Origin of the sequence: Paenibacillus sp. FSL W8-0186 (assembly GCF_037969765.1) — a bacterium.
Classification (GTDB): Bacteria; Bacillota; Bacilli; order Paenibacillales; family Paenibacillaceae; genus Fontibacillus; species Fontibacillus woosongensis.
Genome location: NZ_CP150207.1, coordinates 2,970,299 through 2,997,257, shown reverse-complemented (window position 1 = coordinate 2,997,257; position 26,959 = coordinate 2,970,299). Strand labels below are relative to the sequence as shown.

The following is a 26,959-nucleotide window of genomic DNA, read 5'->3' as shown; positions in this document are numbered from 1 at the left end:
AAAGGCGGCTTAACCGATGAAAACGCTCGTAATCGCAGAGAAACCGGACATGGGTCGAACGATCGCTGCCGTCATCGAACCGAGAGCGAAAAATAATCGATCGTATTTGGAAGGCGAGAATTACATCATCACTTGGGCGATCGGCCATTTACTAGGACTGGCGGAGCCGGACGCTTATGATGAGAAATACAAACGCTGGAACTTCGGCGATTTGCCGATCCTGCCCGATCGATTCAAGATCGTGCCTAATCCGAGAACGAAGGATCAGCTGAAGACCATCGGCGAAGTGGCCAAGCGCTGTAATTGCATCGTCAATGCCTGCGATGCCGGGAGGGAAGGCCAGTACATATTCGCTTTGATCCAACAGCAGCTGAAGCTGACGCAGCCCGTTAAGCGGCTGTGGATTTCCGATTTGACGGCGGAGAGTATCCAGAAGGGCTTCGATTCATTGCATGAGGAGGCGGAATTTGAGAATTTGACGCAGGCGGCGAGAGCGCGAAGCGAAGCGGATTGGCTAATCGGCATGAACGCGTCGCGCGCTTTTACGACTAAGCATCGTACGCTGCTGTCCGTCGGCCGGGTGCAGACTCCGGTGTTGGCGCTTATTTACGACCGGCAAAAGGAAATCGAGAGCTTTGATTCGTTGACCTACTATGAAATTAAGGCGGAGCTGGAGCAGCTTGGCCGCAAGTATACGGGGACCTGGCAGGGTGATCGTCTAACAGATGCGGAGAAGGCGGCAGCTATCGCGGATAAAGTGCGGGGCAAGGCAGGCCGGATTAGCGAGTACGAGGTCAAGGATACGAAGGAATATCCGTTCAAACTGTATGATTTGACGCTGCTGCAGCGTGACGCGAACGCCAAATACGGCTATTCGGCCAAGAAGACCTTGGATCTAGCCCAGGTGCTCTATGAACGGCATAAAGTGATCTCTTACCCCCGGACGAATTCTAACTATGTGACAGAGCAAAATATCGACGGGATGCATAAAGCACTGCATATGCTCAAATCCGGTCCTTACCAGCAGCTGGTGGAGGGGGCGAATCCTAGGCTTGTGCACGTAGGCAATAAATCGGTCTGCAACCCGGCGCGGGTCGAGGATCACCATGCGATCCTGCCGACGCTTCGGCGGGCCGGGACGCTCAGCAAGGAAGAGCAGAATGTGTATGATCTGGTGATTCGCCGCTTTCTCTCGCATTTCTATCCGCCTGCGGAGTACAAGCAGCATACCGTGCTCACCGAGGTTGCCGGCGAAACCTTCAAGACGAATGTGAAAGAACTGCTATCCCTGGGCTGGAAAGTATGTCAGCCTGAAGATCCGCGGGCTGGCAGCCGTGGGAAGAAGAAGGATGAGGAAGAGGAGCAGGAAGAACTGGTTAGCGAACCGTTCCACGTCGAGAAGGATAAGCCAGTTCAGTGCCTGGATGCACAGGCGAAGGAGAAGGCTACCCAGCCGCCAAAGGCTTATACGGAGGGGACGCTGCTGAAAGCGATGGAGAGCGCTGGGAAGCAGCTCGAGAACGAGGAGCTGCGGGACGCGATGAAAGACGCAGGGCTCGGCACGCCAGCTACACGGGCCGCGACGATTGAACGCCTCAAAAACGTCGGTTACATTACGATGCAGGGTAAGCGGATTACCGTAACCCAAAAAGGAAGGACGGCCATCGAGCTCATTCGCCATGCCGGTATCGAGCTGCTGACCTCGCCGGAGATGACCGGGCAGTGGGAGCGCAGGCTATACCAAATTTCGAAGGGTGAGGCGGCCAGAGAGAAATTCATGGAGAACGTCAAGCGCTTCACGCTGTCGATCATCGATAAAGTCCGGGTCCAGCCAAAGGCGGATGCTTCCCTATTCGAGATCAAGGAGGAAGAGCGGAAGGGCGGGCGCGGGAAAGGCCCGAAAGCGAAAAGTTCGGCCCAGCGCAAGGCGTCTGGTTCAGAACAGAGCGGAGGAAACGAACTCAAAAGACCGGACACGGCAGAGAAAAAACGCGTAAGCGGCTCAGCGCCAGGCTCATTGCAGCCGCTTGCGCCCTGCCCGCGGGAGGGCTGCGGCGGCCAGCTTATCGAAGGGCGCAAAGGGTATGGCTGCACGCATTATAAACAAGGCTGCGGATTTGTCATTTGGAAGGAATACGCAGGTAAGAATATTTCCGTGAATATGCTGACTTCATTGGCCGGCAAGGGTCAAACGCAGCTGCTGACCTTCAAGCAGCCCGAAGGCGATTTCAAGGCGCGGATCGTGCTCGCCGATTCCATGAGCGGGAAGCTGGATTTGCAGCGGGCCGAAGAATAGTCTGCAAGCGTTTATCAAAAACCAAAAATGAAATCAGGTTGCCTAGAGTTAGGCAACCTGATTTCTGTTTGTAAATAACGGTTTGAAACCTGAGGCAATTTACCTGTTCCGGATCGTCATCGCCAGGCTTTCGGCGATAATGCCGGGTACTTGCTCCAAGGAGGATATCGTGTACATCGACGTATCTGCAGGCTGCTTGATATCAACCAGATTATAGGACCATTCCGTAGGATGCTTGATATAGATCGAGTTAATTCCCGCGGCTACCGCCGGGGCAATATCCGTGCGGAGGCTGTTGCCAATCATCCAGGTGCGTCTGCGGTTGAAGTGCCGCGACCGTAAAATTTCCTCCAGCGCCTCGGCATTTTTATGCGTGCGGATGTAGATTCGGTCGCCAAAGTACGAGGACAGCTTCATCCGTTCGATTTTGCGCTGCTGGATCGACTCGTCGCCGCCCGTATATAAGTTCAGCTCATGGCCTTGCTCGCTCAGCAAATTGAGCGTTTCCACCATGCCGGGGTAGGGCTCTACTTCCTGGTCGTATACGCTCATGCCAAGCTGGGATAGATGCTCCTCCTCGATCAGGTTGGTTTCACGGCCGATTAATGAGCTGAAATAACGGTACGTGTCCACGAGCGATTCCGCAAAGTGGCTGCTAACGAAGCCCAGCTTCTTGACGCCGGCAACGTCAATTTCTGTTTGTTTGGCAAGGATTTCACGTGCCGTAAGCCGCTCTGCCCCAAACCATTCCAACAGCTGGTCAGCGAATCGCTCCAGAATTTGATCGAAATATTTATTGCAGTAAATCAGTGTGTCGTCCAGATCAAAAATGATTTGCTGGCGCAGTGTATCACTCAAAACAGGTCACTCCTTTGTACAGCGGGAAACAATATTACTATAACCGGATATAGGATTCCAAAAACATTTGCAGCTCAGCTGCCCCATCCGGCCGGATGCTGAATTTCTCCGTATCGACGTCGACGAGATGTACGCGAAGCAAGCCAGCCACGCGCAGGCGCATCAGATGATGCATCAGCTTGTCTTCGGATTCGTGCAGGTTACTGACCATTTCCTGCAGTGATTTTGGTTCATTAGCGACATAGCGGAGCAGGCGAAGGCGTTCTGGATTGGCCAGTGCCCGCGTTAGCCGCAGCAGACATGTCGGCGGTTCGTCTTCGTCTAGCTCAGGAATATCGATCGGATATTGGATCAGCAGTGCACCGTTATAGAAGCAATAGGTATTGATGGGCCGGAAATGTATGGATGGGACAAGCACAACCTGTTCGCTTGGCAGCCCCGCTTCAAGAACGATTCCGCCTGAGGCGTATTCTACGAGCGCTTCAGGGTCCATTTTATGCAATAAGGTGGATTTCTCGGCTGCATCCTCTTCTAAGAGAGGCGTATATTGCGGAGCAACATCGATAAAGTACAAATCATTCCATTTCCGAAGCAGCGGGACATAACTACTGCGAATACGCTCGACTTCTTTAGTATTCATATCGGGAATATAGGATTTAATACTATGGTGAAGAGTATCATTTGCGGCATGCTCCAGGTCGTCGAGAAAGGCGTCGATGCTATGGCTGGAACGATCCATCGCCCAGGCATACAGCACATCGTAATCGGAAAAAGGGAACTTTGCGGCAGCGGCGAAAGCCTGCTGTGCATCCAGGTTAAAACGGGAGCCGATATCTTCCAGCCACTCCAGTCCTACATCCAGATTATTCACCCATTTGCGGGTCGTAAATACTATGAAGCTGCTGATGAGCTCATATATTGGAGAAACGTCAACTTTGACATTGTATGTCATGACAAGAAACCTCCCTGACATCTTTACATCCATATCCATTATGGCTTGTTTGCTATGAGATTGTCTACTATAATGTTTATTGTTATAAGCCCGGGTGGAATGCCTGATTTGAATTATAACCTACAAATGATTGTGGAAAGTCGTCATCTGTTGACGATTTTCTTTCTTTTTAGCGAAGGAGCAGAACTACATCTATGGAATATCATCACAAACGCTTGTTTTCACCAGTATTTATTCTGATCTTAGTCATTATTGCCGCTGGACTAAGCCAGGGCTTGCTTCTGCCCGTTCTATCCATATTTATGGAGGAGCGGGGGATCTCCTCCTCCGTAAACGGCTTGCATGCGGCTGCCCTTTACATCGGCTCCTTCGGGATGTCTCTTGTCGCGGTAAAGGTGCTGGAGAGGATTGGCTTCAAGAAGCTGATTCTCGGGGGAATGGTGCTGGTTATGGTGGCACTTCCGCTATTTCCGCTGATCTCGAATCTCGAAGTCTGGTTTATCCTCCGCCTGCTGGTGGGCATAGGCGACAACGCGCTGCATTTTGCATCCCAGCTCTGGATGATGCTCATCACGCCTCCGAATCAGCGAGGCAGAAATATTTCCATCTATGGGATGTCTTACGGCATTGGATTTTCTATCGGGCCGCTGGCCATCCGGCTGCTGCCTTACGGGCAGCTTGTCCCGTTCCTGCTGCTCGCCATTCTGTTCGCTTTGGTTGCCTTACTCGTATACCTGCAAATGCCGGATACGATGCCTGACAAACTGGACGAGGGAAAAGGGAAAGCCTCCGGCTCACGAAAAACGCTGCGAATATACCGTTTGGCCTGGTTTGCATTAATTCCGTCGGTGCTCTATGGCTATATGGAGGCTGCGATGAATAGCAATTTCCCGATTTATGGGCTGCGCACGGGGCTGACCGCAGGCGAAATAGCTACATTATTGCCGTTTTTCGGTATCGGCGGACTGATTCTGCAGCTGCCGCTAGGCTACTTAAGCGATCGGTATGGACGTAAAATTATTCTTATGATTGCGGGAAGCCTGGGCGGCCTGCTATTCCTCATCGTTCCTTTAATAGGAAGCGATTATTTTGGACTTCTGGTGATCTTCATGCTTACCGGCGGCCTGGTCGGTTCGTTTTTCTCGCTTGGCTTGGCCTATGCAGCCGATATTTTGCCGCGGCATCTGCTTCCTACGGCCAACGTGATTGCTTCCATTCATTTTAATATCGGCAGCATCGCGGGTCCGAATTTGGGCGGAGCTGCCATGCATTTCGGTTCGGCCGGCTTGCTGTTCGTGATTCTCGGTTTGTTTTATTTGACATTTTCGGTGGCAGGTTTGCTGTTTCGGCCGGAAGCTGGGAATAAATCATAAATTATGAACATGGTGTAATGGATTTTCAGAGCTATTTCCAATAAACTAAAGGAAGAGAAGCATTGACCAAAGGAGAATCGACATGTTTAAGGTGAACAACCTCAAGAAATCGGTAGAAGGCAATACCAAAGAAGTACTGCACGGGATTAGCGCCGAGTTTGAAGCGGGAGAAATGATCGGAGTAATCGGGCCCAGTGGAAGCGGCAAGAGCATTTTGCTGCAATGCCTCGCCCTGCGGGAAAGCTGGAATGATGGAGACTATACCTGGGATGGCAAATCAGTCATTCGCGGCGGCGGCAAGGGAGCGGGAAAATTTCGTTCCAAATGCGCATACTTGGAACAGAATCCTACACTTAACCCCGAGAAAACCGCGCTGAAAAACGTGCTGATCGGCCAAGCCGGACAGACATCGCTGCTAAGGCGTCTGACAGGCATGGTTCGCTCGGACGATTATATGGGCGCGATGGACGAGCTGGAGAAATTCGGCTTGCTGGACAAAGCGCATCTCAAAGCGGGCAATTTAAGCGGCGGTGAACGGCAGCGCGTGGCGATTTGCCGGGCGCTTGTGCACGGCGCGGGCTTTATTGCGGCGGATGAGCCGGTCATCGGACTGGATCCACACTCTGCGGACAAAGTCATGACTACGCTCAAAAGTTTATGCACCGAACAGGGAAAGACGGTCATCGCGGCGCTGCCGATCGAGCTGGCGGAGCGGTACTGTACGAGAATTTGGGGCATTTACGACGGGCAGCTCCAGCTAGATGTGAAGGGAAGACGTCTAACCGGCGAAGAGAAGCGGCAAATCGACTTAGCATGAAGAGAGTGATACGATTGAATTTAACCAGATGGCTTCCCCTTCTGGGAAGCGCATTGCTGCTGCTTGTGCTTAGCGGATGCAACTTTATGATGGATCCGAAGCTGCTGATGAAGACGCCCGAGCTAAGCTCTGATAAAGAGACGCTGAGAAGCGTCATCAACGCCGAACTCAAAGGTGCGGTGATTCGGCCTCGCGACGCGGCGGACATTAGCTCAATCCGGGTGGTCGATCTCAACAAGGACGGCATCATGGAAGCGGTGGTTTTCTACGAGACACCGATGGAGAAGGTCAAGGTTCATGGTCTGATTCTGGAAAACCGGGACAATACGTGGATACCAAAGGTCAGATTCGATGGAGAAGGCCAGGTGCTTGAATCCTTTGAACTCAAGGAAGTGACCGGGAACGGTGAGATCAATATCGTTGCCGGGTTCTCGAGCGGGGAGAAGCAAACCCAGAAAGGCTTAATCGTCTATTCCTATACGGGAAACTCGGTGGAGCGGATTTTGGAGCTTCCATATAACTATTTCATCATCGATGATCTGAATGATGACGGCCAGCTTGATATTACAGTTGTATCGCTCAGGAAGGATCAATATACGACGATAACGACTTATCAATATGACCAATCATTTCAGGAGTTGGCTAAGCTGCAGCTCGATGATGCGGTAAGCGGTTATTACAACGTTGTTCATGGCAACATTACGCCGGATAAGCGCGGAATTATTCTTGACGCTATTTCGGGCGAGCATTCCGGATATTCTATCATTATTGTGATGGAAGACGGTCAGCTTGTAGATCTCATACCTGACCAGAGTGCGACGTTGAAGGATTACCAGATCATGAGCGGTGATGTCAATGATGACGGTATTCTAGAAATCGGCATGCTGGAAACCCCGAGAGGCTGGGAATACATCGCCTTTGACGATATTCCTTGGCTGTTCTCGTATTATCGCTGGGATCCGAGCAATGGTTTGACTTTTGTTATGCAGCAATATATGGATTTGGAAGGCCGGTTCTATTTCAATCTTCCGAAGGAATGGTGGGGCAAAGTAACGATCGATATTAAATCCATCAAGGATGAACATATCAATTTCATCGATATCGATACGAATGCGACGCTCGCGGAAATCCGCTTCTTCTCTTTAGCGGAGTGGGAGCAGTTCAAGGAAGACTGGGAATTGCTCGCGCGCGACAATGATAAAGTGATCGGTTTCCTTAGCCATACCGATTTAAGAGTGAATAAAGGCGAGAAAGAAATTAAGCGATAATCGCTTCATGCAATCAAAAGGGAGGAAGGCAAAGTTGAGCAAAGTGTTAATCTTGGAAGACGAAGAATCCATCCGCAGCTTTATCGTGATCAACCTGAAGCGCAATGGCTTTGAAGTAATCGAGGCGGCGGACGGCAATGAGGCATTGGACCGGTATAACAGCATCCCGGACATCGATATCGCTTTGCTGGACGTTATGGTGCCGGGAATCGACGGTTTCGAGGTATGCCGCAAAATCCGGGAATCGAATGAACGGATCGGCATCATTTTTCTAACGGCCAAGGTGCAGGAGCAGGATAAGGTATATGCTCTCTCCGTCGGAGCGGACGACCACATCAGCAAGCCGTTTAGTCCGACTGAACTCATTGCCCGTATCCAGTCCTTGCTAAGACGGGTGAATGTGTACAGGGAGAGCAGCGCGAAGGTATCCTTTACCTCTGGGCCGTTCACACTCGATTTGATCAGCAAGCAATTCAAGAAAAGCGGACAGCTTATCGAGCTCACCCCAACTGAGTTTTCACTTATTCAGTATTTTCTGGAGAAGGAGAACACGCCGCTGAGCCGCGATCTGCTGTTGGATCATGTCTGGGGCAAGGAATATATGGGCGACCCCAAAATTGTTGACGTAAATATTCGCAGACTGCGTCAAAAAATCGAAAACAACCCTTCCGAACCGGCCTTCCTGCAAACCGTATGGGGGCACGGTTATAAGTGGAAGGGCGAGGGGCAATGATCAAAAAAGGAATCGGGCGCCAAATCGTCCTGCATTATTTCATCGTAGTATTTGTAACCCTGTTTATGGTTGAAGTCATATTTGCCTTCGCCTTGCGGACATATTACTACCAAACGATCGAGAACCATATGTCCAACCATGCTACAAGGACAACGGATTATTTCCAGAGATTTGTGAAGCTCTATGCAGAGAGGGATCCGGACTATTTCACGGAGATTCTCCGCACGTTCGAGCTGGATAATACGGAGCTGATGGTCTTAAACCGGAAGGGCGAGGTGAAGGCCAGCAGCACGCAGTTTCAGGCGGACAAGCCCATTCAGACGAGCGACGTGCCGCAGGCGGTCGCCGGAGGCGTCGGCAAATGGGTAGGGCGGCAGGCCACTGGAGAATGGGTCATGGCCGTATCAACCCCTCTGCAAGTCCGTGGCGAGAACCGCTATATTGTCAGGTATGTTACCTCCCTGGAGGACGTTAATGCCAAGCTGATGAACATGACGCTGCTCTCCGTGGGCGTTGGCTCAGCCGTACTGGCTCTGGTGACGCTGTTCAGCATCGGTCTCGCCAACTCGATCGTCAAACCGATTAATAACATTAGGGCTGTTTCCGCGCAGATGGCTAAAGGAAAATTCGATGCGCGGATTAAAGGAAATTATAAATACGAGCTCGGAGAACTGGCGGCGACCTTGAACTATATGGCCGAGGAAATTGTCCGCAGCAACCAGATCAAGGATGACTTCATCTCGTCGATTTCCCATGAGCTGCGAACGCCGCTGACCGGCATCAAAGGCTGGAGTGAAACATTAACCTCCGGCGGCTTCGACCCGGAAGAAACGAAGATCGGCATGCAGATTATTTCTAAAGAGACGGAACGGCTGATCGGCCTTGTCGAGGAAATGCTCGACTTCTCCAAGCTCCAGCAAAATGAGATGAAGCTTGTCATCGGTAAGGTGAACCTGAAGGAGCTGCTGCAGGAGACAATGCTTAACGTATGGGCCAAGGCCGAGCAGAAGCAGATCCAGCTGAAGCTGGATGATCGCGCGGAGCGTCCTGTGATTGTCGTTGGAGATGGCAACCGTCTGAAGCAGGTATTTTTGAATCTGGTGGATAATGCGGTTAAATTTTCAAATGAAAACAGCTGGATTCATCTCGTCATCACTTTAAAAGATAGCAGTACGGCTCTCGTGCAAGTGATCGACAGCGGAATTGGGATTAGTGAAGAGCATTTAGGCAAAGTGAGCGACCGCTTCTTCCAAGTGAATCATAACCGGGGCGGCACGGGGCTCGGGCTGGCCATCAGCAAGCAGATTGTCGAACTGCATAAGGGTGAAATGCAAATCCATAGCGAGCTCGGTGCAGGGACCACCGTATCTGTTACGCTGCCTCTGCTGGAAATGGTAGGGGAAGCAGGCTCTGGCGCGGAAACGGCGGAAAGGGCGGATACTTCGGGTCTGTTAACTGGGAAGGAACAAATGGGTCAAGATGGGATGAACGAGGATGCATAATTTATGGGAAGAGATCACTACACCGCACGGATCGTTTGCGATTGCGCTTGCCGCTGCACAGGACAAGGATACCGTCCGCGAGATGCTGATCGAAGCGGCGGAGTGGATGGCAACCCTTGGCGTGCAGCAATGGAATCCGCAACAATTTACGGCAGCGGAGATCGATCGGTATTTTGCCGAACGGGAAGTTTACCTGCTTATACGTGAGGATCAGCCAGTCGGGATGTTTACACTGCAGAGCAGCGATCCCGAGTATTGGGGGCCGCTGAATGAAGAAGGCTGCAGCTATCTGCACCGGTTAACGGTCCGCTCTTCCTGGCGAGGCAAGCAGTTGGGGGAAGCGATGATTGCATGGGCCGCCAAGCGAACGAAGGAGCTCGGCAGAAGAGCATTACGCTTGGACTGCTGGGACGGCAATGCAAAGCTCAACCGCATGTACGCCGGCATGGGATTCGTTCATAAAGGCACGGGCAAGAAGCAGGGCAGGGGTTATAACCTGTATGAAATGAATTTAAATTTGCAGTAATGTTGAAGAGCGGATCATGAGGATCCGCTCTTTGTTATATACATAGAATATGGAGTTGGACAAAGCTTCTTAGGATGACAGTCCTTCTGCCCGCAAGCGAGCCGTATTGTCGTATACTTCCTTGAGTAAGCGGGAAGGCTGGGTACGGACGGCAGGTTTTGCCAGCACGGTCTCGTTAGGACCGATCACGATGATTTCGTGTGCGGTTCCCTTGATCACCGCTCCATCCTTGATAACGGCACCTTCGCCGATGATCGCTCGCTCAATGAGCACATTGCGGCCGATTTCAACGTTCGGCATGACGATACTGTCCTTAATCTTAGTATGGCGGCCAATGATCGATCCGCCAAAAATGACCGAACGTTCAGCACAGCCTTCGAGGGTGCAGCAATCGTGAACCATGGATGCTTTAATTTCCGCGCTGCGGGTTTTGACAGAACCCAGCTTCGTACGCATTTCACGCGTATACATCGGCCATTGCTCATTCGGAAACGTCCAGTCGCTGCCGCTCAGCAGGTCCATGTGAGCGTCCCACAGACTTTGGACAGTACCGACGTCGCGCCAGTACCCTTTAAATTCATAGGCATGCAGCGGCATGGAACCGGCAAGCATTTTAGGGATGACGTCTTTGCCGAAATCATGGCTGGAGTGCGGGTCATTAGCATCTTCGATCAAATGCTGCTTCAGGAAATCCCACTTGAACAGGTAAATACCCATGGAGGCCAGGTTGCTTGCTGGCTGCTCCGGCTTTTCGGCGAATTCTGTAATCCGCTGCTGTTTGTCGATAGACATGACGCCAAAACGATGGGCTTCCTCCCAGGGTACCGGCATAACGGAAATGGTCGCCAAAGCTCCTTGCTTGATATGGGATTTCAGCATTTCGCGATAATCCATGTGATAAATGTGATCACCAGACAAAATAAGGACGTTATCGGGTGAATAGCGGTCCACGTATTCGATGTTTTTATAAATGGCATCGGCGGTGCCTACATATTCATTGTTTCCGGTATTGTCCCTGCCATAAGAAGGGAGCAAAGCGATTCCGCCATTCTCCGTTCTGGGCAATCCCCATGCCTCGCCGTCTCCGATATGCTGGTGGAGTGAATCTGCTTCATATTGTGTCAGAACACCGATGGTATCGATTCCTGAGTTTACGCAATTGCTGAGAGGAAAATCGATAATACGGTATTTGCTGCCAAATGGCACTGCCGGTTTAGCCTGTTTGGACGTGAGAGGAGATAATCTCCGGCCTTCCCCTCCGGCCAACAGCATGGCAATGCAATCCTTTTTGTTCATGTCGTTTTCCCTCCCTGTGGATTTTCAATGTAGTACTTACATAAACGAGATGTGCAGCCCTTGAAACGATCAGAAGATAAAATGGATGAAAAGTTACATTTTATTTTTTCAACCAGAAATTCGTTATTCAGTCCGGAAATAAATGGGTAAATTAGTTGTTGGAACATTTAGAAAAGCAGGTGATCATTCCTTGTTATTGTCAGAGCGATCGTCCAAGCAAGCCATTTCAGCAAGCGATATTTACTTATTTCATGAAGGTACGCTGTATCGCAGTTATTTCACGTTCGGTGCGCATCGGGCGGTTGAGGACGGCCGTACAGGTGTCCGATTTACCGTGTGGGCACCCCATGCGATTCGTGTGGGCCTTGCGTCGGACTGGAATGAGTGGAGTGGGCAGAACGATTTATTATATAAGATACCCGATTCGGGAATTTGGACTCGCTTTTTCCCCGGTGTTGAAGAAGGAACTTTTTACAAGTATGAAATAACGGGACCAGACGGTGATACTTTCCTAAAAGCTGATCCATATGCCTTTCATGCGGAGGTCAGACCGGCGACGGCATCGATTGTGCGATCATTGTCAGGCTACAAATGGAATGACGGAAAGTGGAGAAGCAAGAACAGAGTGCCGTTTCAGAGACCACTAAACATTTATGAGGTGCATTTCGGCACGTGGAGGCAAAAACCCGGCGGCGATTTTTTCACTTATCGGGAGATGGCTGACAAGTTAATTCCTTATGTCGTAGATATGGGCTACACCCATATTGAAATCATGCCGCTCGCCGAGCATCCTTACGATTTGTCCTGGGGTTACCAGGCTACTGGTTATTTTGCGCCTACGAGCAGATATGGCGAGCCTGAGGATCTCATGTATTTCGTTGATTGCTGCCATCAGGCGGACATCGGGGTACTGCTGGATTGGGTACCAGGACATTTCACTAAGGATGCTCACGGGCTGCGTATGTTCGACGGGACACCGCTGTACGAATACGGCGATCCGCTAATGGCTGAGAAGCCGGGCTGGGGAACGCTCAGCTTTGATTTCTCGAAGCCGGAAGTACGTTCCTTCCTCATTTCCAATGCTTTGTATTGGATGGATGTTTACCATTTTGACGGTCTTCGCGTCGATGCGGTCACCAGCATGATCCGTCTCGATTTTGAGAAGCAGGCTGGTCAGTACCGGCTGAATGATCAGGGCGGCATTGAGAATGTCGAGGCGATATCCTTTCTGCGGCAGCTCAACCGTACTGTATTCCAGTATTATCCTCACGCATTAATGATGGCAGAGGAATCCAGTGCATGGCCGCTTGTGACTGCGCCGATCGAGGATGGCGGGCTTGGATTCAACTACAAGTGGAATATGGGCTGGATGAACGATACGCTCGAATATGTCGAGAAACAATTTCAGCAGCGGCCTAGCCATCACAATTTACTAACCTTTCCGATCTGTTACGCTTATTCGGAAAATTTCATTTTGCCTTTATCACATGATGAAGTTGTTCATGGAAAAAAATCATTGCTGGATAAAAATCCGGGCAGCTACGAAGAGAAGTTTGCCGGGCTGCGGCTGCTGCGCGGGTATCAGCTTACTTCTCCCGGGAAGAAGCTGCAATTCATGGGCGGTGAGTTTGGGCAATTCATTGAATGGAAGGATCAGGACCAGCTGGACTGGTTCCTTCTGGATTATGATTCGCATCGGTGCATGCTGGAATACACGGCTGCTTTGAACAAGCTGTATTTGCAGGAGCGGGCACTGTGGGAACTGGATCATTCCTTCGACGGCTACCAGTGGATCAACCCGCATGATGCCGCTCAAAGTGTGATTTGCTACTTGCGCAAGGGCAAGAAAGCGGGAGATACGCTGCTTGTGATCATTAATTTTCAGGCCGTCCCGCGAACGGACTACCGTGTAGGCGTGCCTAAACCAGGAGAATATACGCTTATATTCAACAGTGACGATCTGGCCTTCGGCGGTAACGGGACAATGATAAAAACTAACCTGGCCTCTGTTAAAATACCTTGGCATGAGCAGTCCCATAGCGTAGTCATGGATATAGCTCCCCTAAGTATGACGATTTGGAAGAAGACGTTGAAGCGACAAACTGCTTCAGCGAAGAGGAGGACGAAGAAGAAATGAAGATTCTGTTCGCCGCGGCGGAAGTTGCGCCGTTCATCAAGACGGGTGGCCTTGCCGACGTCATTGGAGCATTGCCTAAAGCGCTGCACGAGGCCGGACACGATGTCCGGATCGTGCTGCCGAAGTACCGGGATATGTCCGCTGCTTACAGTGACCTCCTTGAACACTGGGGGGCGGTTGAAGTTCCCGTTGGCTGGCGCCGGCAGTACGGTGGCATCGAGTATTTGGCTTGGGAGGAAATCCCGGTTTATTTTATCGATAACGAATACTACTTTGGCAGGGAAGGAGTGTACGGCTACTGGGACGATGGGGAGAGATTTGCATTTTTGAACCGGGCTGTGCTGGAGATTCTGCCTGCGATCGATTTCTGGCCAGACGTACTGCACTGTCATGATTGGCACACCGCGATGATTCCCCTTTTACTAAAGGAACACTTCCGCCATCAACCTAATTACGCTGGCATTCGTACCGTATTCACGATTCACAATTTGCTGTATCAAGGGCTATTTCCTGACGAGGTGCTTGGTGACCTGCTGAGCTTGCCGCACACTTATTATACGCCGGAGGGCGTCGAATATAACGGTGCTGTAAGTTTTATGAAAGCAGGCTTGGTGTTTTCAGATCACGTTACAACAGTAAGCCCGACTTACGCGGAGGAAATCAAGACACCGTATTACGGTTACGGGTTGGATGGACTGCTCCGTTCTCTCGGGGACCGATTGTCGGGAATTGTCAACGGCGTGGATACGAAGCTGTACAATCCGGCGACAGACGAGGTACTGGCCGTCCGGTACAAGTCAAGCGCAAAGAAAAAGCAGGAGAATAAGGAGGCTTTGCAGGAGGAATTGGGTCTGCCTGTATCTGCCAGGACGCCTCTCGTAGCGATGGTTACGCGGCTTGTTGAGCCGAAAGGTCTTGATCTGGTCATCCGCATTTTGGACGAGTGGCTGGCCTCTGACGATGTTCAATTCGTCATTCTTGGTACAGGCGACAGGGCGTATGAGGATTGGTTCAGGGAAGCGGCGCATCGTCACCCTTCAAAGCTGTCGGTGCAATTGCTGTTCAGTGACGCATTGTCCCGGAAAATATATGCGGGCAGCGACCTGTTCCTGATGCCCTCCAAATTCGAGCCCTGCGGAATTAGCCAGCTGCTGGCGCTGCGTTATGGCAGTATCCCGGTCGTTCGTGAAACCGGAGGGTTGAACGATACGGTGAAGTCCTACAACGAGGCGACCGGAGAAGGGAACGGATTCACGTTTGCGAATTTCAATGCCCACGATTTGCTGTACACATTGCGCCGGGCCATCGAATTTTATCATCAGCAGGATCACTGGAAACAGTTGCTTCGCAATGCCTTTGCAGGAGATTACAGCTGGGCGGTGTCGGCCAAGCAATATATCGATATCTATGAACGAGTTGCAAGAGATGCCTGAACAACGGCAAATCCCCCAATCCTTCGATTCAACTCGAGGAGTTGGGGGATTTGTAGTTTCCAGCAGATCACGCCAGCTAGTTCAGCATACGGCACAGTATGCGGTATCCAAACGGATCAAGGCTGATATTCATGATGCCTTTGTCCGGCATCACGCGTTCGCCTGTCAGAGCATCATACCAGTCGTTCGTGTCCATCGGATGCGACAGCGTACGCTTCTTACCGGTATTGTTCATCCAGATCGTAAAATGGACCTTGTCGTCGAGCCGCTCGTAAATGATACAGGGATCATGAATGTCCGCATGCAGGAAGCGGAAGCGGCCTTGGCGCAGTGCGGCGTGTTTCTTACGCAGAGCAATCATCAGTTTATAGAAATCATACAGCTCGCGATCCTGTTTATGAGGATCCCAGACCATACATTTGCGGCAATCGGGATCGCCATTTCCTGATATACCGACTTCATCGCCATAGAAAATGCATGGTGTTCCCATATAGGTGAAGAGAAAGACGACGCAGAGCTTCAGTTTACGCTTGTCATGTCCTACGCTGGTCAGCAGCCGCGGCGTATCATGGCTGCACAGCATGTTGAAAATAACCTCATTGGTTTGCTGCGGATAACGCATGATGAGCGAGCCCATTTCATTGGAGAAGCTGTACCCGTCCATGCCTCCGTTAAAGAAGGTTAGCACTTTGTCGGCGAAGGGATAGTTCATGACGGAATCGAACTGATCCCCGAGCAGCCAGTTGAGGGAATCGCTCCAGACCTCTCCGATAATATAAGCATCCGGATTGGCCGCTTTGACGACTTTTCTGAAATCGCGCCAGAAATGATGGTCAATTTCATTGGCGACGTCAAGGCGCCACCCGTCAAGATTGATTTCTTTGATCCAATATTCCGCTACGCCAAGCAAATATTCCTTCACTTCAGGATTCGCAGTGTTGAATTTCGGCATATTGCCAAAAAATCCGAACGTATCGTAAGTGGGAATGCCGTTCTTTATGGACACTGGGAATTCATTAATATGGAACCAGTCAATATACTTGGAATCCTGCCCATGCTTCAGCACATCCTGAAAAGGAGGAAATTGCTCGCTGCAATGGTTGAACACGGCGTCCAGCACAACTCGGATCCCTTTGTCGTGACAGGCCGCGACTAACCGCTTTAACAGCGCGTTGTCCCCAAAATGAGGGTCGACATTCTTATAGTCGACGGTGTCGTATTTGTGATTGGAGGGGGAGGTGAACAGTGGTGTGAAATAAATAGCATTAATACCCAGGTCGACTAAATCGTCTAAATGATCCAAAACACCTTGCAGATCGCCTCCAAATAAATTATCGATCTTTGGCGTTCCTCCCCAGGGTTCCGTTGGCTTAGGATCGTTAGACGGGTCGCCGTTCGCAAAGCGCTCGGGCATAATTTGATAAAACACAGCCTCTTTGGCCCATTCCGGTACTTTGAAAACGTCAATCTCATGAATATAAGGAAATTCGTACAACTCGCCCGGCGGAGTAGGCGGCTCATGTCCGATCCCGCTGTCCTGCATATAAACCGTTTCGCTGCCGGCAACCAGTTTAAAGGCGTAGGAGAGCCGTTTGTATTTCGGCTTCACGGCGATTTCCCAGTAATCGAACATCGCGTCATGGGCCGCTTTTTCCATGGCCAATTCTTGATAGGTCCTCTGCCAGTCGTACTTGTCCCCGGTCATGGCGAATACTTGCTCTATATCGTCTCTTTTGGTGCGCACACGCAAATGAATCGTTGTCGGATTATAAGCATAAGCCCATTTATCGCGAGGCACGTGGTACAAAGCTTCAAGCAGCATGCGGCCACCTCCTTAACATCTGCTACAGCTAATTAATAACCAACTCTTCCTTGGTATGAACCATTATTCCCTGAATAAGAGGAGGCCATGAGCCGCGTTTTATAATGTATAAAATCATTGATTCAGGTAACGCGATGATGTGATAAAGTTCATTGTTATTGATAAAAGGAATGAAACAGGAGGGTTCGAAGAGTGGATTTTAATGGCAATCATATAGGTTCTATTCGGGAAATGATCTAAATAACATGAAGAAGAGCAATTGACCGTGGGTATAATAGATGCAGAAAGGATGAAAGAAAAATGTCGAAAATTTCTTTTGCATATATATGCATAATGATCTATAATTAGCCCAGTGAAATCATGAGACGATGATTAATTTTCATAACTTAGCAAGGAGAGAGAGACATGAAAAAATGGGGTACATTATTGATGGCGGTGCTGTTGCTTACGACTGTACTGGCAGCTTGCGGACAAGCCAAAGAAACCAAGGACAGCTCGCAAGGAACTGACACGCCGGCAGCAAAAAAGCTGGTTCTTGGATTGAGCGCCGATTTCCCGCCATATGAGTTCCATATCAAGAATGACAAAGGGGAAGACGAGATCGTCGGATTCGACGTGGAAATTGCTAAAGAAATCGCCAAGGATATGGGGGCAGAGCTCGAAATCAAGGATATGGTGTTCTCATCCCTGCTCAATGAGCTAGGCAGCGGCCGGGTGGACATCGTCATTTCCGGATTGAGCCCGACGCCTGAACGTGCGAAAGAAATTGAAATGTCGCAAATCTACTACAACGCCAAACAGGCAGTCGTTGCCCGCGAAGCGGACAAAGATAAATATTCCACGCTTGAATCGCTGGAAGGCCTTAAGATCGGCGTTCAGAAGAGTTCGATCCAGGAGGACATCGCTAAGGAAATTCCCGGTGCGAAGCTGACCTCTCTGGCGAAGATTTCTGACATCATCATGCAGTTGAATTCGGGGCGTGTTGATGTAGCTATTATCGAGGGCCCTGTTGCCGAATCGTTCGTGAAGAATGTTGACGGCATCGTCATTACCGATGCGGAGCCGGTAACGGAGGATGAAGGCTACGTCGTAGGCATTAAGAAGGGCAACAAGGAGCTGCTGGACCAAGTGAATGCCACATTGGATCGCCTGATTCAGGACGGCAGCATTGAGAAATTCGTACAAGAAGCCAGTGATCTGTCCATTAGATAACTTGGCGTTGGCAATGCGATGAAAAGACAACCTGGCAGAAAATAGCGGAGCAAATTCGCTATTTTTCTGTTTTTTAACGAAACGGGCGCTGTAATTGGAGGTATGATAGGCTTATGAACTTTTTTACTGATTTTGCAACGATGTTTTGGGAATACCGTAGTTATTTTCTAACCGGACTGCAATACACGCTATGGCTTGCCGCGTTAGGCGTATTGTTCGGGTTCATTCTCGGATTGTTTGTCGCTTTGATCCGGATGTCTCCATGGGGAATCATACGCTTTATCGGACATGCCTGGGTTGAGTTTCTACGTGGAACGCCGATGCTAGTACAGCTGATGATCATTCACTACGGCTTGTCTTACATGTTCGATATCAATTTTGATCCGATTGAATCGGGGGCGATTACGCTGTCCATTAACAGCTCGGCTTATTTAGCGGAAATATTCCGCGCGGGCATTCAGGGCGTAGACCGCGGTCAAAGCGAAGCAGCGCGTTCGCTCGGAATGACGCAGGGTCAAACGATGCGTTTCATTATTATTCCGCAGGCGATCAAAAACGTGCTGCCGGCGATTGGCAACGAGTTCGTCGTCATCGTCAAGGAATCGTCGATCGTTTCCTTTATCGGGGTGACCGAAATTATGTTCCAGGCAGGCGCCGTTCAAGGGATTACGTACAACGGCATGATGCCGTTCCTGATCGTTGCCGTGATGTATTTTATCGTCACTTTTACGCTTTCCCGCATTTTGGGCCGTTTTGAAAGGAGGCTGCAGGCTAGTGATAACCGTTAAGAATTTGCATAAAAAATTCGGCCAGCTGCATATTTTAAAAGGCATTGACCTGGAAATCAACCGCGGCGAGGTCGTTGTCGTTATCGGGCCGAGCGGATCGGGTAAAAGCACCTTCCTGCGCTGTCTGAACCGGCTTGAGGAGCCGTCCAGCGGCGAAATCCATTTCGAAGGAGAGCTTATTACCGGTAAGAATCATAATATTAACAAAACCCGTGAGAAGATGGGTATGGTATTCCAGCATTTTAACCTTTTTCCTCACAAAACGGTGCTTGAGAATATTATGATGGCTCCGCTCCAGGTGAAAAAACAGGCGAAGCAGGACGCAGAGGCCTTCGCGCTTCAGCTGTTGCGCAAAGTGGGTTTGGAGGACAAGAGCGGGGCTTACCCTTCCCAGCTGTCAGGAGGACAGAAGCAGCGCATCGCCATCGCTCGCGCCCTGGCGATGGAGCCGCATGTGATGCTGTTTGACGAGCCGACGTCCGCACTCGATCCCGAGATGGTGGGCGAGGTTCTGGAAGTCATGAAGGAGCTGGCGACAGGCGGGATGACGATGGTGATCGTCACGCATGAAATGGGCTTCGCCCGCGAGGTCGGCGACCGCATCTTGTTTATGGATCAAGGCGTTATTATCGAGCAGGGCAGCCCGCAGCAGGTGTTCGGTTCGCCGCAGAATCAGCGGACGCAGGATTTCTTAAGCAAAGTTTTGTAATTGGTAATTAGAATAGCATTGCGAAGGCATGACCACGGGTCATGCCTTTTTGGTGCTGCCTGCAATAATTTAAATTTTTGTTACGGTTTCCGTCCATGTTTTTTCTTGATAAATCCTGGTTTTAATACCATTGGTAACATTTGCATGGCCCATAGGTTACAAAATTGTGATATATTCATTACGGCCGAAACACTGCCAAGGCAGGTGCGGGGGACGACTTATGACGAGCAATGCAAGTACAAGGTGACAAGCATGGCATGTCTTGGGGTGAAGCGCTGATGATCCGGCGCCGGGAGCTATCCTTTTTTCCGAATCCGACAACTAACTCCGCAGGCCAAGTTAAAGGAGGAGCATCATGTTTAAACAACGTAAAAGTCTTCGCAAATTGGGAATGGGGATTAAGTCAGCGGTGATTGCAGCAGGGTTGTTAGGTGCGCTGCAGGCCGTACCAGCATATGCCGATTCAGTACATACGGCGAAGAATGGGGACACCTTCTATTTTCTCGCCAAGCAGTACGGGGTCAATTTGGACAAGCTGATGAAAGCGAATCCGAGCATAGAAGCAACGAATATTTACGAAGGTTTAAAAATAACGATTCCGGGACAAAACATGCAGGCGCTTTCCGTCTCTGGAAGCGAGGCTCAGCCGCTCTCTACGCTAAAAGTATTAACGGCGGACCGGGTCGTACAGGCCTGGGGCAAATCGTTTAACTACAAATCCACAGTAAAGGTCAAAGCGACAGCTTACTCTGCGGCTGCCAGCGAAAACGGGAAATGGGGCCCTGTCGACTATTATGGAAATCCTTTGAAGCTCGGAACGATCGCCGTTGATCCAAACGTCATTCCGATGGGCACCAAAGTGCTGGTCACCGGACACAGCCATCCTGATTTGCCGAAGAACGCCTTCGTCGCCACAGCGACCGACCAGGGCGGCGCGATCAAAGGGAACCGCATCGACATCTTTATTCCGGCGAGCCCGCAAAAGGTTAACGAGTTTGGTTATCAGGATGTCACGTTATATGTGCTGGATTAATACAAATTTAAGCCATGATTAGATCATATTAAAAAAGGACGTCCACTGCGAGATCTGGGGATCTGCAGGGATGTCCTTTTTTTGCTTGCAAGCAGGTGCTGCTTATAGTGCTTTCTTATAAGATAGCAGCTGGGGAATCGTTACGAAGCGATAGCCACGATTCCGCAGCACCTTAATAATATCCGGCAGAGCCTCGATAGTTCCCGTCAAATTGGAACCCGTACCGCCCCCGGCATGCTGCAGCACGATGGATCCCGGACCGACGGCGCTGAGCACGTTACGCTTGACCTTCTCTTTGCTTAGCGCTTTCCAATCGAGGGAATCGACGTTCCAGTTAATGATTTTGTAGCCTTGCCGCTTGGCCCATTTGAGCTGCTCCTCGTTAATTTCTCCGTAGGGGGGACGAATGAGGCGAGGTTTGTAACCGATAATCCGTTCGATCACTTTCTCGGTTCGCTCAATTTCGCTTTTGAATTCCTGGACGGATTGTTTCTTAAACAAAGGGTGGCTGTAGGAATGGTTGCCGATGATATGTCCTTCATGGTGAATTCTTCGCAGCAGCTCCGGATGCTTCTTCGCCCGGCTGCCTACGACGAAGAAAGTGGCTTTGACGCCATGTTTCTTCAGTATATCCAACACTTTAGGGGTGAAGCGCGGATCGGGAACATCATCGAAGGTCAGGGCAATTTGCTTGACCTCAGGACCACTGAACTTGAACGTTTCCGAGTATTTCCGCCGGAGCTCTCCCAGCGTCATTGGCTTAGCTTCGGCATTTACGGCTTGTTCGGAGGAGGTGGGTTCCGGCTTTGACACGGGTTCGGCAGGCGCGGGGGCCATTCCCGTTACTAGCGCCAGGCATAACAGCCATGCGGCCGGCGCCTTGAAGAGTTTGGACATGGATACCTTCTCCTTTGATCGCTGAATGGTTATTTACTGGTATGCCCAAAACTTCACATAAATATGACCGCTCCTGCAAGGGTGTGCTATTTGTCACAGACTTGCCCGCGCAAAAATAGCATCTTAGATAAAGCAGTGAAGCAGTAGGTACGCTTATTTGTTAGTGAGGTGAGAGGCATGGCGGTTGTCATGGTAAATGTAGAAGTTGCCCCGAACATTTTCAGATTAAAGGCTGCAGGATCATATACGGGACGGATGGGCCAATTCTATATGGTTCGGGCATGGGATAAGTATCCTCTGCTCTCCAGGCCGCTCAGCATCTTTAACCGGGACGAGGGAGGCATTGAGTTTCTATATCAGTTAGCGGGGGAAGGGACAAAGCTACTCAGCGCTTTGCGGCCCGGAGATGAGCTCCAATTGGAGGGCCCGTTTGGAAATGGGTTCCCGGAAGTGCCGGCTGAAGAAAAAGTCGCTCTGGTCGGGGGCGGGATCGGCGCAGCTCCGTTGTTCTATGCGCTTTGCGAGTATTCTGCTGCGGACGTGTATTTGGGATTCAGCCGGGAGGCTTACTTGGTGCAGCAATTCGAAGCGGCGACGACCGGCAACGTGATCGTGGATGTGGGCGGCATTGTGCTGAAACAGGTTGATTTTAACGCTTACGATACCATTATTGCTTGCGGGCCGGAGGCGATGCTCCAGGCTGTGCAGCGCCGGAAGCAGGAATCCGCCAGTCCGGCCAACGTGTACGTATCGCTGGAAAATCGCATGGCCTGCGGCATTGGGGCTTGTCTCGTATGCAGCGTAAAATGCCGGGATCAACGGCGTAAGGCCTGTGCGGACGGACCGGTATTTTTGGCGGAGGAGGTAGTGTTCGAATGATAGATTTATCGTGCAGCATCGCGGGCGTACATTTTAAAAATCCGGTCGTTATGGCTTCAGGAACTTTTGGCTTCGGCCGGGAATACGGCTCTTTGTACGATATTAACCGGTTGGGCGGCATCTCCGGTAAAGGATTGACCCTGCATCCAAAGGAAGGCAACCACGGAAATCGCGTATTCGAGACGCCTTCCGGCATGCTGAACAGCGTTGGCTTGGAGAATCCGGGCGTAGCGTCATTTTTGCGCGGGGAATGTGAGTACTGGGCAGGCTTGAAGCTTGCGAGAATCGCTAATCTGGGCGGCAATACTCTGGAGGAATATGTGGAAGGAGCACGGCTGATCGAGGAGGATGCTCTCCGCCGCAGGGTGTCAGGAAACCAGGCCGTTGATATGATCGAGCTTAATATATCCTGTCCGAACGTCAAAGCAGGCGGGTTGGCCTACGGTATTAAGACGTCGGTTGCCCGCGAGGTCGTCAGGGAAATCCGCCAGGCGACGACGCTGCCGTTAATGGTCAAGCTATCTCCGAACGCCGAAGATATCGTGCAAATGGCGGTCATGTGCGAGGAGGAAGGGGCGGATGCTGTCTCTCTGGTTAATACCTTTTCTGCCATGAAGATCGATATCTATAAGCGGCGCAGCGTGTTTGACAATCTGTACGCCGGTCTATCGGGTCCGGCAATTAAGCCGATCGCATTGCGGATGGTACATCAGGTGAGCAAAGCGGTCACTCTTCCGGTAGCCGGGATGGGAGGTATACAAAGCGCTGAGGATATTGTCGAGTATATTATGGCAGGGGCAGCGGTTGTTCAGGTAGGGACTCACAATTTCGTCCATTTGCGGGCCGGGGAACAGCTGGTTGACGGGCTGCAAGCTTTTATGAAGCGAGAAGGGATCTCGTCATTGGATGAGATTCGAGGAGTTGTTTAAATGGAACATTTTGCGGATATTGCCCTGCAAGAGATGGCTGTTGGCAAGGATATTCTGCTCATTGTTTCCGGGGGAGAACGGCATATCGGAGCGTCGTCAACCGCCTACTGGAACGAAGGCCAGATCCATGTCCAGACTTGCGCTGTGCCTGGTCATAAGGAACATGTATTAAGCGAAGGACTGGCGATGCGGGCCGCCGAAATACTGCGCCGGACGGTCACACTCGTCATGGGCATTCATTATGATGAGCTTAGCCGCGAGGAGATTAACGCGATTAGCGGGCATGTCTCCCGTCTCATGGAGGAATTCTTGCTCCGGCAGGCAGGCACCGGGTTTGAACATCAATCAAATCAGGGTAATGAATAGGAGCGGACCTTGCAAGGTTGCTCCTTTTTTCATCCAAACATTGCTTTTCGAGTGAGCTAGGCGATAACATGGATAACATAAACTTATTTGCAGGATAGGGAGAATGGAGGATTTGCATTGGTGCAAGGGAAGATAAATGAAGATAAATTTCGGCGCAGCGCCGTATCGGTTGAGGAGGCCCAAGCTAAGGTGCTGGCCCATGTCCGGCCGGCCGAAAGCGAGCTTGTTCCGATATTGGAGGCAGGTCATCGCGTTCTCGCCAGCGACGTACAAGCTCCGCATCCTTTTCCTCATTTCCGCCGATCAGGGATGGATGGTTATGCCATACATAGCTTGGATACGAAAGGATGCCATAGCGGCCAGCCCGTTCAACTGGAGGTCATTGACGAAATTCCCTGCGGCTCGCTACCTTCAGCAAGCGTTGGCTGGGGAACAGCCTCCAGAATTATGACCGGAGCGAAGGTGCCAGACGAAGCGGATGCCGTCATTATGCTCGAGATGACTGAAGCCATTGAACAGGACGGGAAAAGGTATATTCTCATCAAACGAGAGGTCGAGCCGGGCAAAAACATTACACCGGCAGGCTTCGAGCTTGCCGAAGGCGATTTAATCATGGAGAAGGGTCGGCGCGTCGGGCCGGGTGAAGTATCGGTGCTGGCTACGTTCGGCATTCACCAGGTTCCTGTAGCGAGAAAGCCGAGAGTAGCCGTTTTCTCCACCGGTTCGGAGCTGCTTGCCATCGATGAGCCGCTGCAGGACGGCAGAATCCGCAACAGCAACACATATATGCTAGTCCATCAAATTCGGGAGGCCGGGGGCGAGCCCTATATGCTTGAAGCGATTGAGGACGATCTCTCGGTGGCACGGCAGCGCGTAAAGGAGGCTTTTGCCGAATATGACATCGTCATTACGACCGGGGGCGTCTCCGTTGGCGACTATGATATCATGGCCGAACTAGTGCGGGAGCAGTCGCTGGAGATGTTGTTCAACAAGGTGATGATGCGTCCGGGGAGCGTCACTACCGCAGCCGTAAAAGAGGGGAAGCTGTTGTTCGCCCTTTCCGGAAATCCCGGAGCGTGCTTCGTCGGCTGTGAGCTGTTCGTCCGTCCGTTTATCGGGGCGATGCTGGGCAGTCGAGAGCCGTTCCTGCCAAAATTTCAAGCGGTGCTAGGCAGGACTTATGCAAAGGTGAACAATTTTACCCGGTTTGTCCGAGGCAGCCTGGCGTTCGAGGATGGACGGCTTGTTGCCTATCCGGCGTCGCTGGATGAATCCAGCGTCATGATCACGATCAAAGACAGCGATGTGCTCATCGTTATACCCCCTACAAATCAAGGAGTGCAGGCGGGACAACTCGTCGATGTGCTCATGCTGCCCGGAGGAAGCCGGGGCTGAGTACTAGAATAATATTACAATGAAAGGGGAGGGGCATGTATGCCGGTTATCCAAATTGTCGGGTATAAAAACAGCGGCAAAACGACGCTGATCGGCAAGCTGCTGGAAATTTTCAATGCCATGAATTTGAGGGTCGCCGTCATTAAGCATGACATTCATGGATTTGAAGCGGACCGCGAGAGCACCGACACGTTTCGTCACCGCCGGGCTGGAGCGGTGGCGACGGCCATTACTTCTCCCTGGCGCACTGCGATCATAGAAGAACGGGAAACGATGCTCAGCGGCCTGATCAATCATTTCGAAGCCTATGATTTGACTATAGTAGAGGGTTTCAAACAGGAGGATTATCCGAAGATTGTGCTGATCCGCAGTCGGGAGGACCTTCCGCTGCTGGAGGAGTTGACGGAAATACGCGCCGCCGTATTCAGGCAGGAGGCAGGGGAATGCTTGGATAACGATGGTACTGGCGGCGTGCTGACTGGCTCCGGTCTTCCGTGTTACCGTATTAATGACGTTGAAGAATTAGCTAAGCTAATTATCGTATCGGTACTGTCATTGAATCATTGACGAGAAATCCCCCTCTGGGCGATCCAGAGGGGGATTTTCATATGCATAAGGATATATCGGTTAGGAGTCGGAGCTTGCCCGCCGCTCGATGGCTTCGGACATCGTTTTGTCGGTCAGGTGGGCATATACTTCCGTTGTCTCAGTTGAGGCATGCCCAAGCTGCTCCTTGGTTTTGTAAATATCATTTTGCAAGTAGTAATCGGTCGCGAACGAGTGGCGCAGCTTGTGAACTGTTAAATAAGGTTTGCCGAATCGTTTTGCGTATTTGATGATCATAGCCTGGATCGCCCGCTTCGTCATCCGTTTCCCTTCCTTCTGGCCATTCGGAAGGGCTACGAACAACGCCTTTTCCCGTTTGGGCGTATTGTAGCGCGTTTGGCGCAGCTCTAAATATTCGGTCAACTCGTCCTTGGATTGCTCGCGGAAGTATACCGGTGTTTTAAAGGTCTCGTCATTGTTTCCTTTTCGATATACATAAATGATTTTATTGGTTATATCGAGATCGTCGATGTTCAAATTGACGACCTCGGAGACGCGCAGGCCCGAATTGAGGATTAGGCTCGCGATGCAGGCGTCCCGTTCTTTATTAAGCTCGTGAGCATATAGCGCCTGCTTGTTATTTTGCACGTCGGCTCCGTAGCCTTCGCGGATATATCCGATGAATTCCAGCAGTTCATCCTCTTCGAGCAGCTTTCCTTTCAGCTTGGCCGCCGTATCCTTGGGTTTATGTATCCGTTTAATCTCGACTTTAGCCATGATATTGCGCTTTAGGAGGGGATAAAACTCCTCATCCTCAGCGATTTGGCTTAAATAGTGGAAAAGCGAGCGCAGGGACGACATTTTGCGTGATATGGTAATTTTGGAGTTATTGCCTTCCACTCGCGTCGTCAAATGAAGGCGGAAGCCTACGATGCTGTCCATCCGCAGCGTCTCCAAATCGAGCAGCGTTATTTCGGCGTTCGATGCTGCGGAAGAGAGGCCTTCGGCGCGAAGCCAGTTAAAGAACGCTTCATAGTCGCGAATATATTCCAGCAAGGTCGAGGGGGAAAGATCCGGGAGCTTGTAATCAATGAATTGCTGGACGAACCAGGGCATATGAACAACTTTTTCATCCAGTTTTTTCCGATCTATCGCTTTTTGTATATTCATAAGGGCTGTACCTCCGAATCCA

Annotated in this window: 23 protein-coding genes, 1 pseudogene and 1 riboswitch; of the genes and pseudogenes, 18 read left to right on the top strand and 6 right to left on the bottom strand. The window is 50.9% G+C overall.

From position 1 onward, the window contains the following. Positions 1 to 16 precede the first annotated feature (16 nt). Entirely contained in the window at positions 17 to 2,296 is a 2,280-nt protein-coding gene (locus MKX50_RS13465) for a DNA topoisomerase 3 (RefSeq protein WP_339157195.1), read from the top strand. Between the two features lie 99 nt (positions 2,297 to 2,395). Here MKX50_RS13465 and MKX50_RS13460 read toward each other — a convergent pair whose 3' ends face one another. Continuing rightward, a complete protein-coding gene (locus tag MKX50_RS13460; protein ID WP_213592222.1) occupies positions 2,396 to 3,154 on the bottom strand; it encodes an HAD hydrolase-like protein in 759 nt (252 codons plus the stop codon). 37 nt (positions 3,155 to 3,191) lie between these two features. After that, positions 3,192 to 4,106, bottom strand: a complete 915-nt coding sequence (locus tag MKX50_RS13455; RefSeq protein WP_339157194.1) for a helix-turn-helix domain-containing protein — start codon at positions 4,104 to 4,106, stop codon at positions 3,192 to 3,194. 194 nt (positions 4,107 to 4,300) lie between these two features. Between MKX50_RS13455 and MKX50_RS13450 the strand changes: the two genes are divergently transcribed. The 6 genes from MKX50_RS13450 to MKX50_RS13425 all read left to right on the top strand — a co-directional run bounded on the left by MKX50_RS13450 (position 4,301) and on the right by MKX50_RS13425 (position 10,325). After that, complete coding sequence (locus MKX50_RS13450) at positions 4,301 to 5,479, top strand: MFS transporter (RefSeq protein ID WP_213592226.1); 1,179 nt, start codon at positions 4,301 to 4,303, stop codon at positions 5,477 to 5,479. 82 nt (positions 5,480 to 5,561) lie between these two features. Next, positions 5,562 to 6,296 carry an ATP-binding cassette domain-containing protein gene (locus MKX50_RS13445; protein WP_213592228.1) on the top strand — a complete coding sequence of 245 codons (735 nt, stop codon included), beginning with the start codon at positions 5,562 to 5,564 and terminating at the stop codon, positions 6,294 to 6,296. Positions 6,297 to 6,301: 5 nt separating this feature from the next. Then, a complete protein-coding gene (locus MKX50_RS13440; RefSeq protein WP_244996573.1) occupies positions 6,302 to 7,564 on the top strand; it encodes a hypothetical protein in 1,263 nt (420 codons plus the stop codon). A gap of 34 nt (positions 7,565 to 7,598) precedes the next feature. Continuing rightward, on the top strand, positions 7,599 to 8,297 hold the full coding sequence (locus tag MKX50_RS13435; protein ID WP_213592232.1) for a response regulator transcription factor: 699 nt from the start codon (positions 7,599 to 7,601) through the stop codon (positions 8,295 to 8,297). Then, the gene (locus tag MKX50_RS13430; protein ID WP_339157193.1) at positions 8,294 to 9,799 is read left to right on the top strand and encodes a HAMP domain-containing sensor histidine kinase; all 1,506 of its coding nucleotides are present in this window, start codon (positions 8,294 to 8,296) and stop codon (positions 9,797 to 9,799) included. The genes MKX50_RS13435 and MKX50_RS13430 overlap by 4 nt, the downstream gene beginning before the upstream one ends. After that, the gene (locus MKX50_RS13425; RefSeq protein WP_213592234.1) at positions 9,792 to 10,325 is read left to right on the top strand and encodes a GNAT family N-acetyltransferase; all 534 of its coding nucleotides are present in this window, start codon (positions 9,792 to 9,794) and stop codon (positions 10,323 to 10,325) included. The genes MKX50_RS13430 and MKX50_RS13425 overlap by 8 nt, the downstream gene beginning before the upstream one ends. Positions 10,326 to 10,394: 69 nt before the next feature. On the opposite strand, the gene MKX50_RS13420 is transcribed toward MKX50_RS13425, so the two are convergent. After that, positions 10,395 to 11,621, bottom strand: coding sequence for a glucose-1-phosphate adenylyltransferase (locus tag MKX50_RS13420; RefSeq protein ID WP_213592236.1), 1,227 nt, complete (start codon positions 11,619 to 11,621; stop codon positions 10,395 to 10,397). Between the two features lie 196 nt (positions 11,622 to 11,817). Here MKX50_RS13420 and glgB point away from each other — a divergent pair, with 196 nt between their 5' ends. Both glgB and glgA read left to right on the top strand, forming a co-directional pair. Continuing rightward, positions 11,818 to 13,758, top strand: coding sequence for a 1,4-alpha-glucan branching protein GlgB (gene glgB, locus MKX50_RS13415; protein ID WP_244996575.1), 1,941 nt, complete (start codon positions 11,818 to 11,820; stop codon positions 13,756 to 13,758). Beyond that, positions 13,755 to 15,191 carry a glycogen synthase GlgA gene (gene glgA / locus MKX50_RS13410; RefSeq protein WP_213592240.1) on the top strand — a complete coding sequence of 479 codons (1,437 nt, stop codon included), beginning with the start codon at positions 13,755 to 13,757 and terminating at the stop codon, positions 15,189 to 15,191. Before glgB ends, glgA begins: the two co-directional genes overlap by 4 nt. A gap of 76 nt (positions 15,192 to 15,267) precedes the next feature. Here glgA and MKX50_RS13405 read toward each other — a convergent pair whose 3' ends face one another. After that, positions 15,268 to 17,013 carry an alpha-glycosidase gene (locus MKX50_RS13405; RefSeq protein WP_339157192.1) on the bottom strand — a complete coding sequence of 582 codons (1,746 nt, stop codon included), beginning with the start codon at positions 17,011 to 17,013 and terminating at the stop codon, positions 15,268 to 15,270. 405 nt (positions 17,014 to 17,418) lie between these two features. Between MKX50_RS13405 and MKX50_RS13400 the strand changes: the two genes are divergently transcribed. The 4 genes and pseudogenes from MKX50_RS13400 to MKX50_RS13385 all read left to right on the top strand — a co-directional run bounded on the left by MKX50_RS13400 (position 17,419) and on the right by MKX50_RS13385 (position 20,755). Beyond that, a complete protein-coding gene (locus MKX50_RS13400; protein ID WP_213592244.1) occupies positions 17,419 to 18,225 on the top strand; it encodes a transporter substrate-binding domain-containing protein in 807 nt (268 codons plus the stop codon). A gap of 140 nt (positions 18,226 to 18,365) precedes the next feature. Then, positions 18,366 to 19,013: pseudogene (locus MKX50_RS13395) on the top strand (amino acid ABC transporter permease); the annotation flags it as partial. Then, positions 19,000 to 19,722, top strand: a complete 723-nt coding sequence (locus MKX50_RS13390; RefSeq protein WP_213592248.1) for an amino acid ABC transporter ATP-binding protein — start codon at positions 19,000 to 19,002, stop codon at positions 19,720 to 19,722. The pseudogene MKX50_RS13395 and the gene MKX50_RS13390, both read left to right, overlap by 14 nt. 172 nt (positions 19,723 to 19,894) lie before the next feature. After that, positions 19,895 to 20,072: riboswitch (cyclic di-AMP (ydaO/yuaA leader) on the top strand. A gap of 5 nt (positions 20,073 to 20,077) precedes the next feature. Continuing rightward, positions 20,078 to 20,755, top strand: a complete 678-nt coding sequence (locus tag MKX50_RS13385) for a 3D domain-containing protein (protein ID WP_213592250.1) — start codon at positions 20,078 to 20,080, stop codon at positions 20,753 to 20,755. A gap of 102 nt (positions 20,756 to 20,857) precedes the next feature. Here the strand turns inward: MKX50_RS13385 and MKX50_RS13380 are convergent, their stop codons facing one another. Further along, positions 20,858 to 21,652, bottom strand: a complete 795-nt coding sequence (locus tag MKX50_RS13380) for a polysaccharide deacetylase family protein (RefSeq protein ID WP_213592252.1) — start codon at positions 21,650 to 21,652, stop codon at positions 20,858 to 20,860. Between the two features lie 177 nt (positions 21,653 to 21,829). Here MKX50_RS13380 and MKX50_RS13375 point away from each other — a divergent pair, with 177 nt between their 5' ends. The 5 genes from MKX50_RS13375 (at position 21,830) to mobB (ending at position 25,788) form a co-directional block, all read left to right on the top strand. After that, entirely contained in the window at positions 21,830 to 22,531 is a 702-nt protein-coding gene (locus MKX50_RS13375) for a dihydroorotate dehydrogenase electron transfer subunit (protein ID WP_213592254.1), read from the top strand. Continuing rightward, positions 22,528 to 23,460 (top strand): dihydroorotate dehydrogenase, encoded by a 933-nt coding sequence (locus MKX50_RS13370; protein ID WP_213592256.1) that lies wholly within the window; start codon positions 22,528 to 22,530, stop codon positions 23,458 to 23,460. Before MKX50_RS13375 ends, MKX50_RS13370 begins: the two co-directional genes overlap by 4 nt. Continuing rightward, complete coding sequence (locus MKX50_RS13365; protein ID WP_213592258.1) at positions 23,461 to 23,826, top strand: hypothetical protein; 366 nt, start codon at positions 23,461 to 23,463, stop codon at positions 23,824 to 23,826. It begins immediately after the preceding gene. A 117-nt stretch (positions 23,827 to 23,943) separates the two neighbouring features. Continuing rightward, the gene (gene glp, locus MKX50_RS13360) at positions 23,944 to 25,221 is read left to right on the top strand and encodes a gephyrin-like molybdotransferase Glp (RefSeq protein ID WP_339157191.1); all 1,278 of its coding nucleotides are present in this window, start codon (positions 23,944 to 23,946) and stop codon (positions 25,219 to 25,221) included. A 39-nt stretch (positions 25,222 to 25,260) separates the two neighbouring features. After that, positions 25,261 to 25,788: a molybdopterin-guanine dinucleotide biosynthesis protein B gene (mobB, locus tag MKX50_RS13355; protein WP_213592262.1), complete on the top strand. Its 528-nt coding sequence runs from the start codon at positions 25,261 to 25,263 to the stop codon at positions 25,786 to 25,788. Between the two features lie 60 nt (positions 25,789 to 25,848). Here mobB and xerS read toward each other — a convergent pair whose 3' ends face one another. Then, positions 25,849 to 26,937, bottom strand: a complete 1,089-nt coding sequence (gene xerS, locus MKX50_RS13350; protein WP_339157190.1) for a tyrosine recombinase XerS — start codon at positions 26,935 to 26,937, stop codon at positions 25,849 to 25,851. Between the last annotated feature and the right edge of the window lie 22 nt (positions 26,938 to 26,959).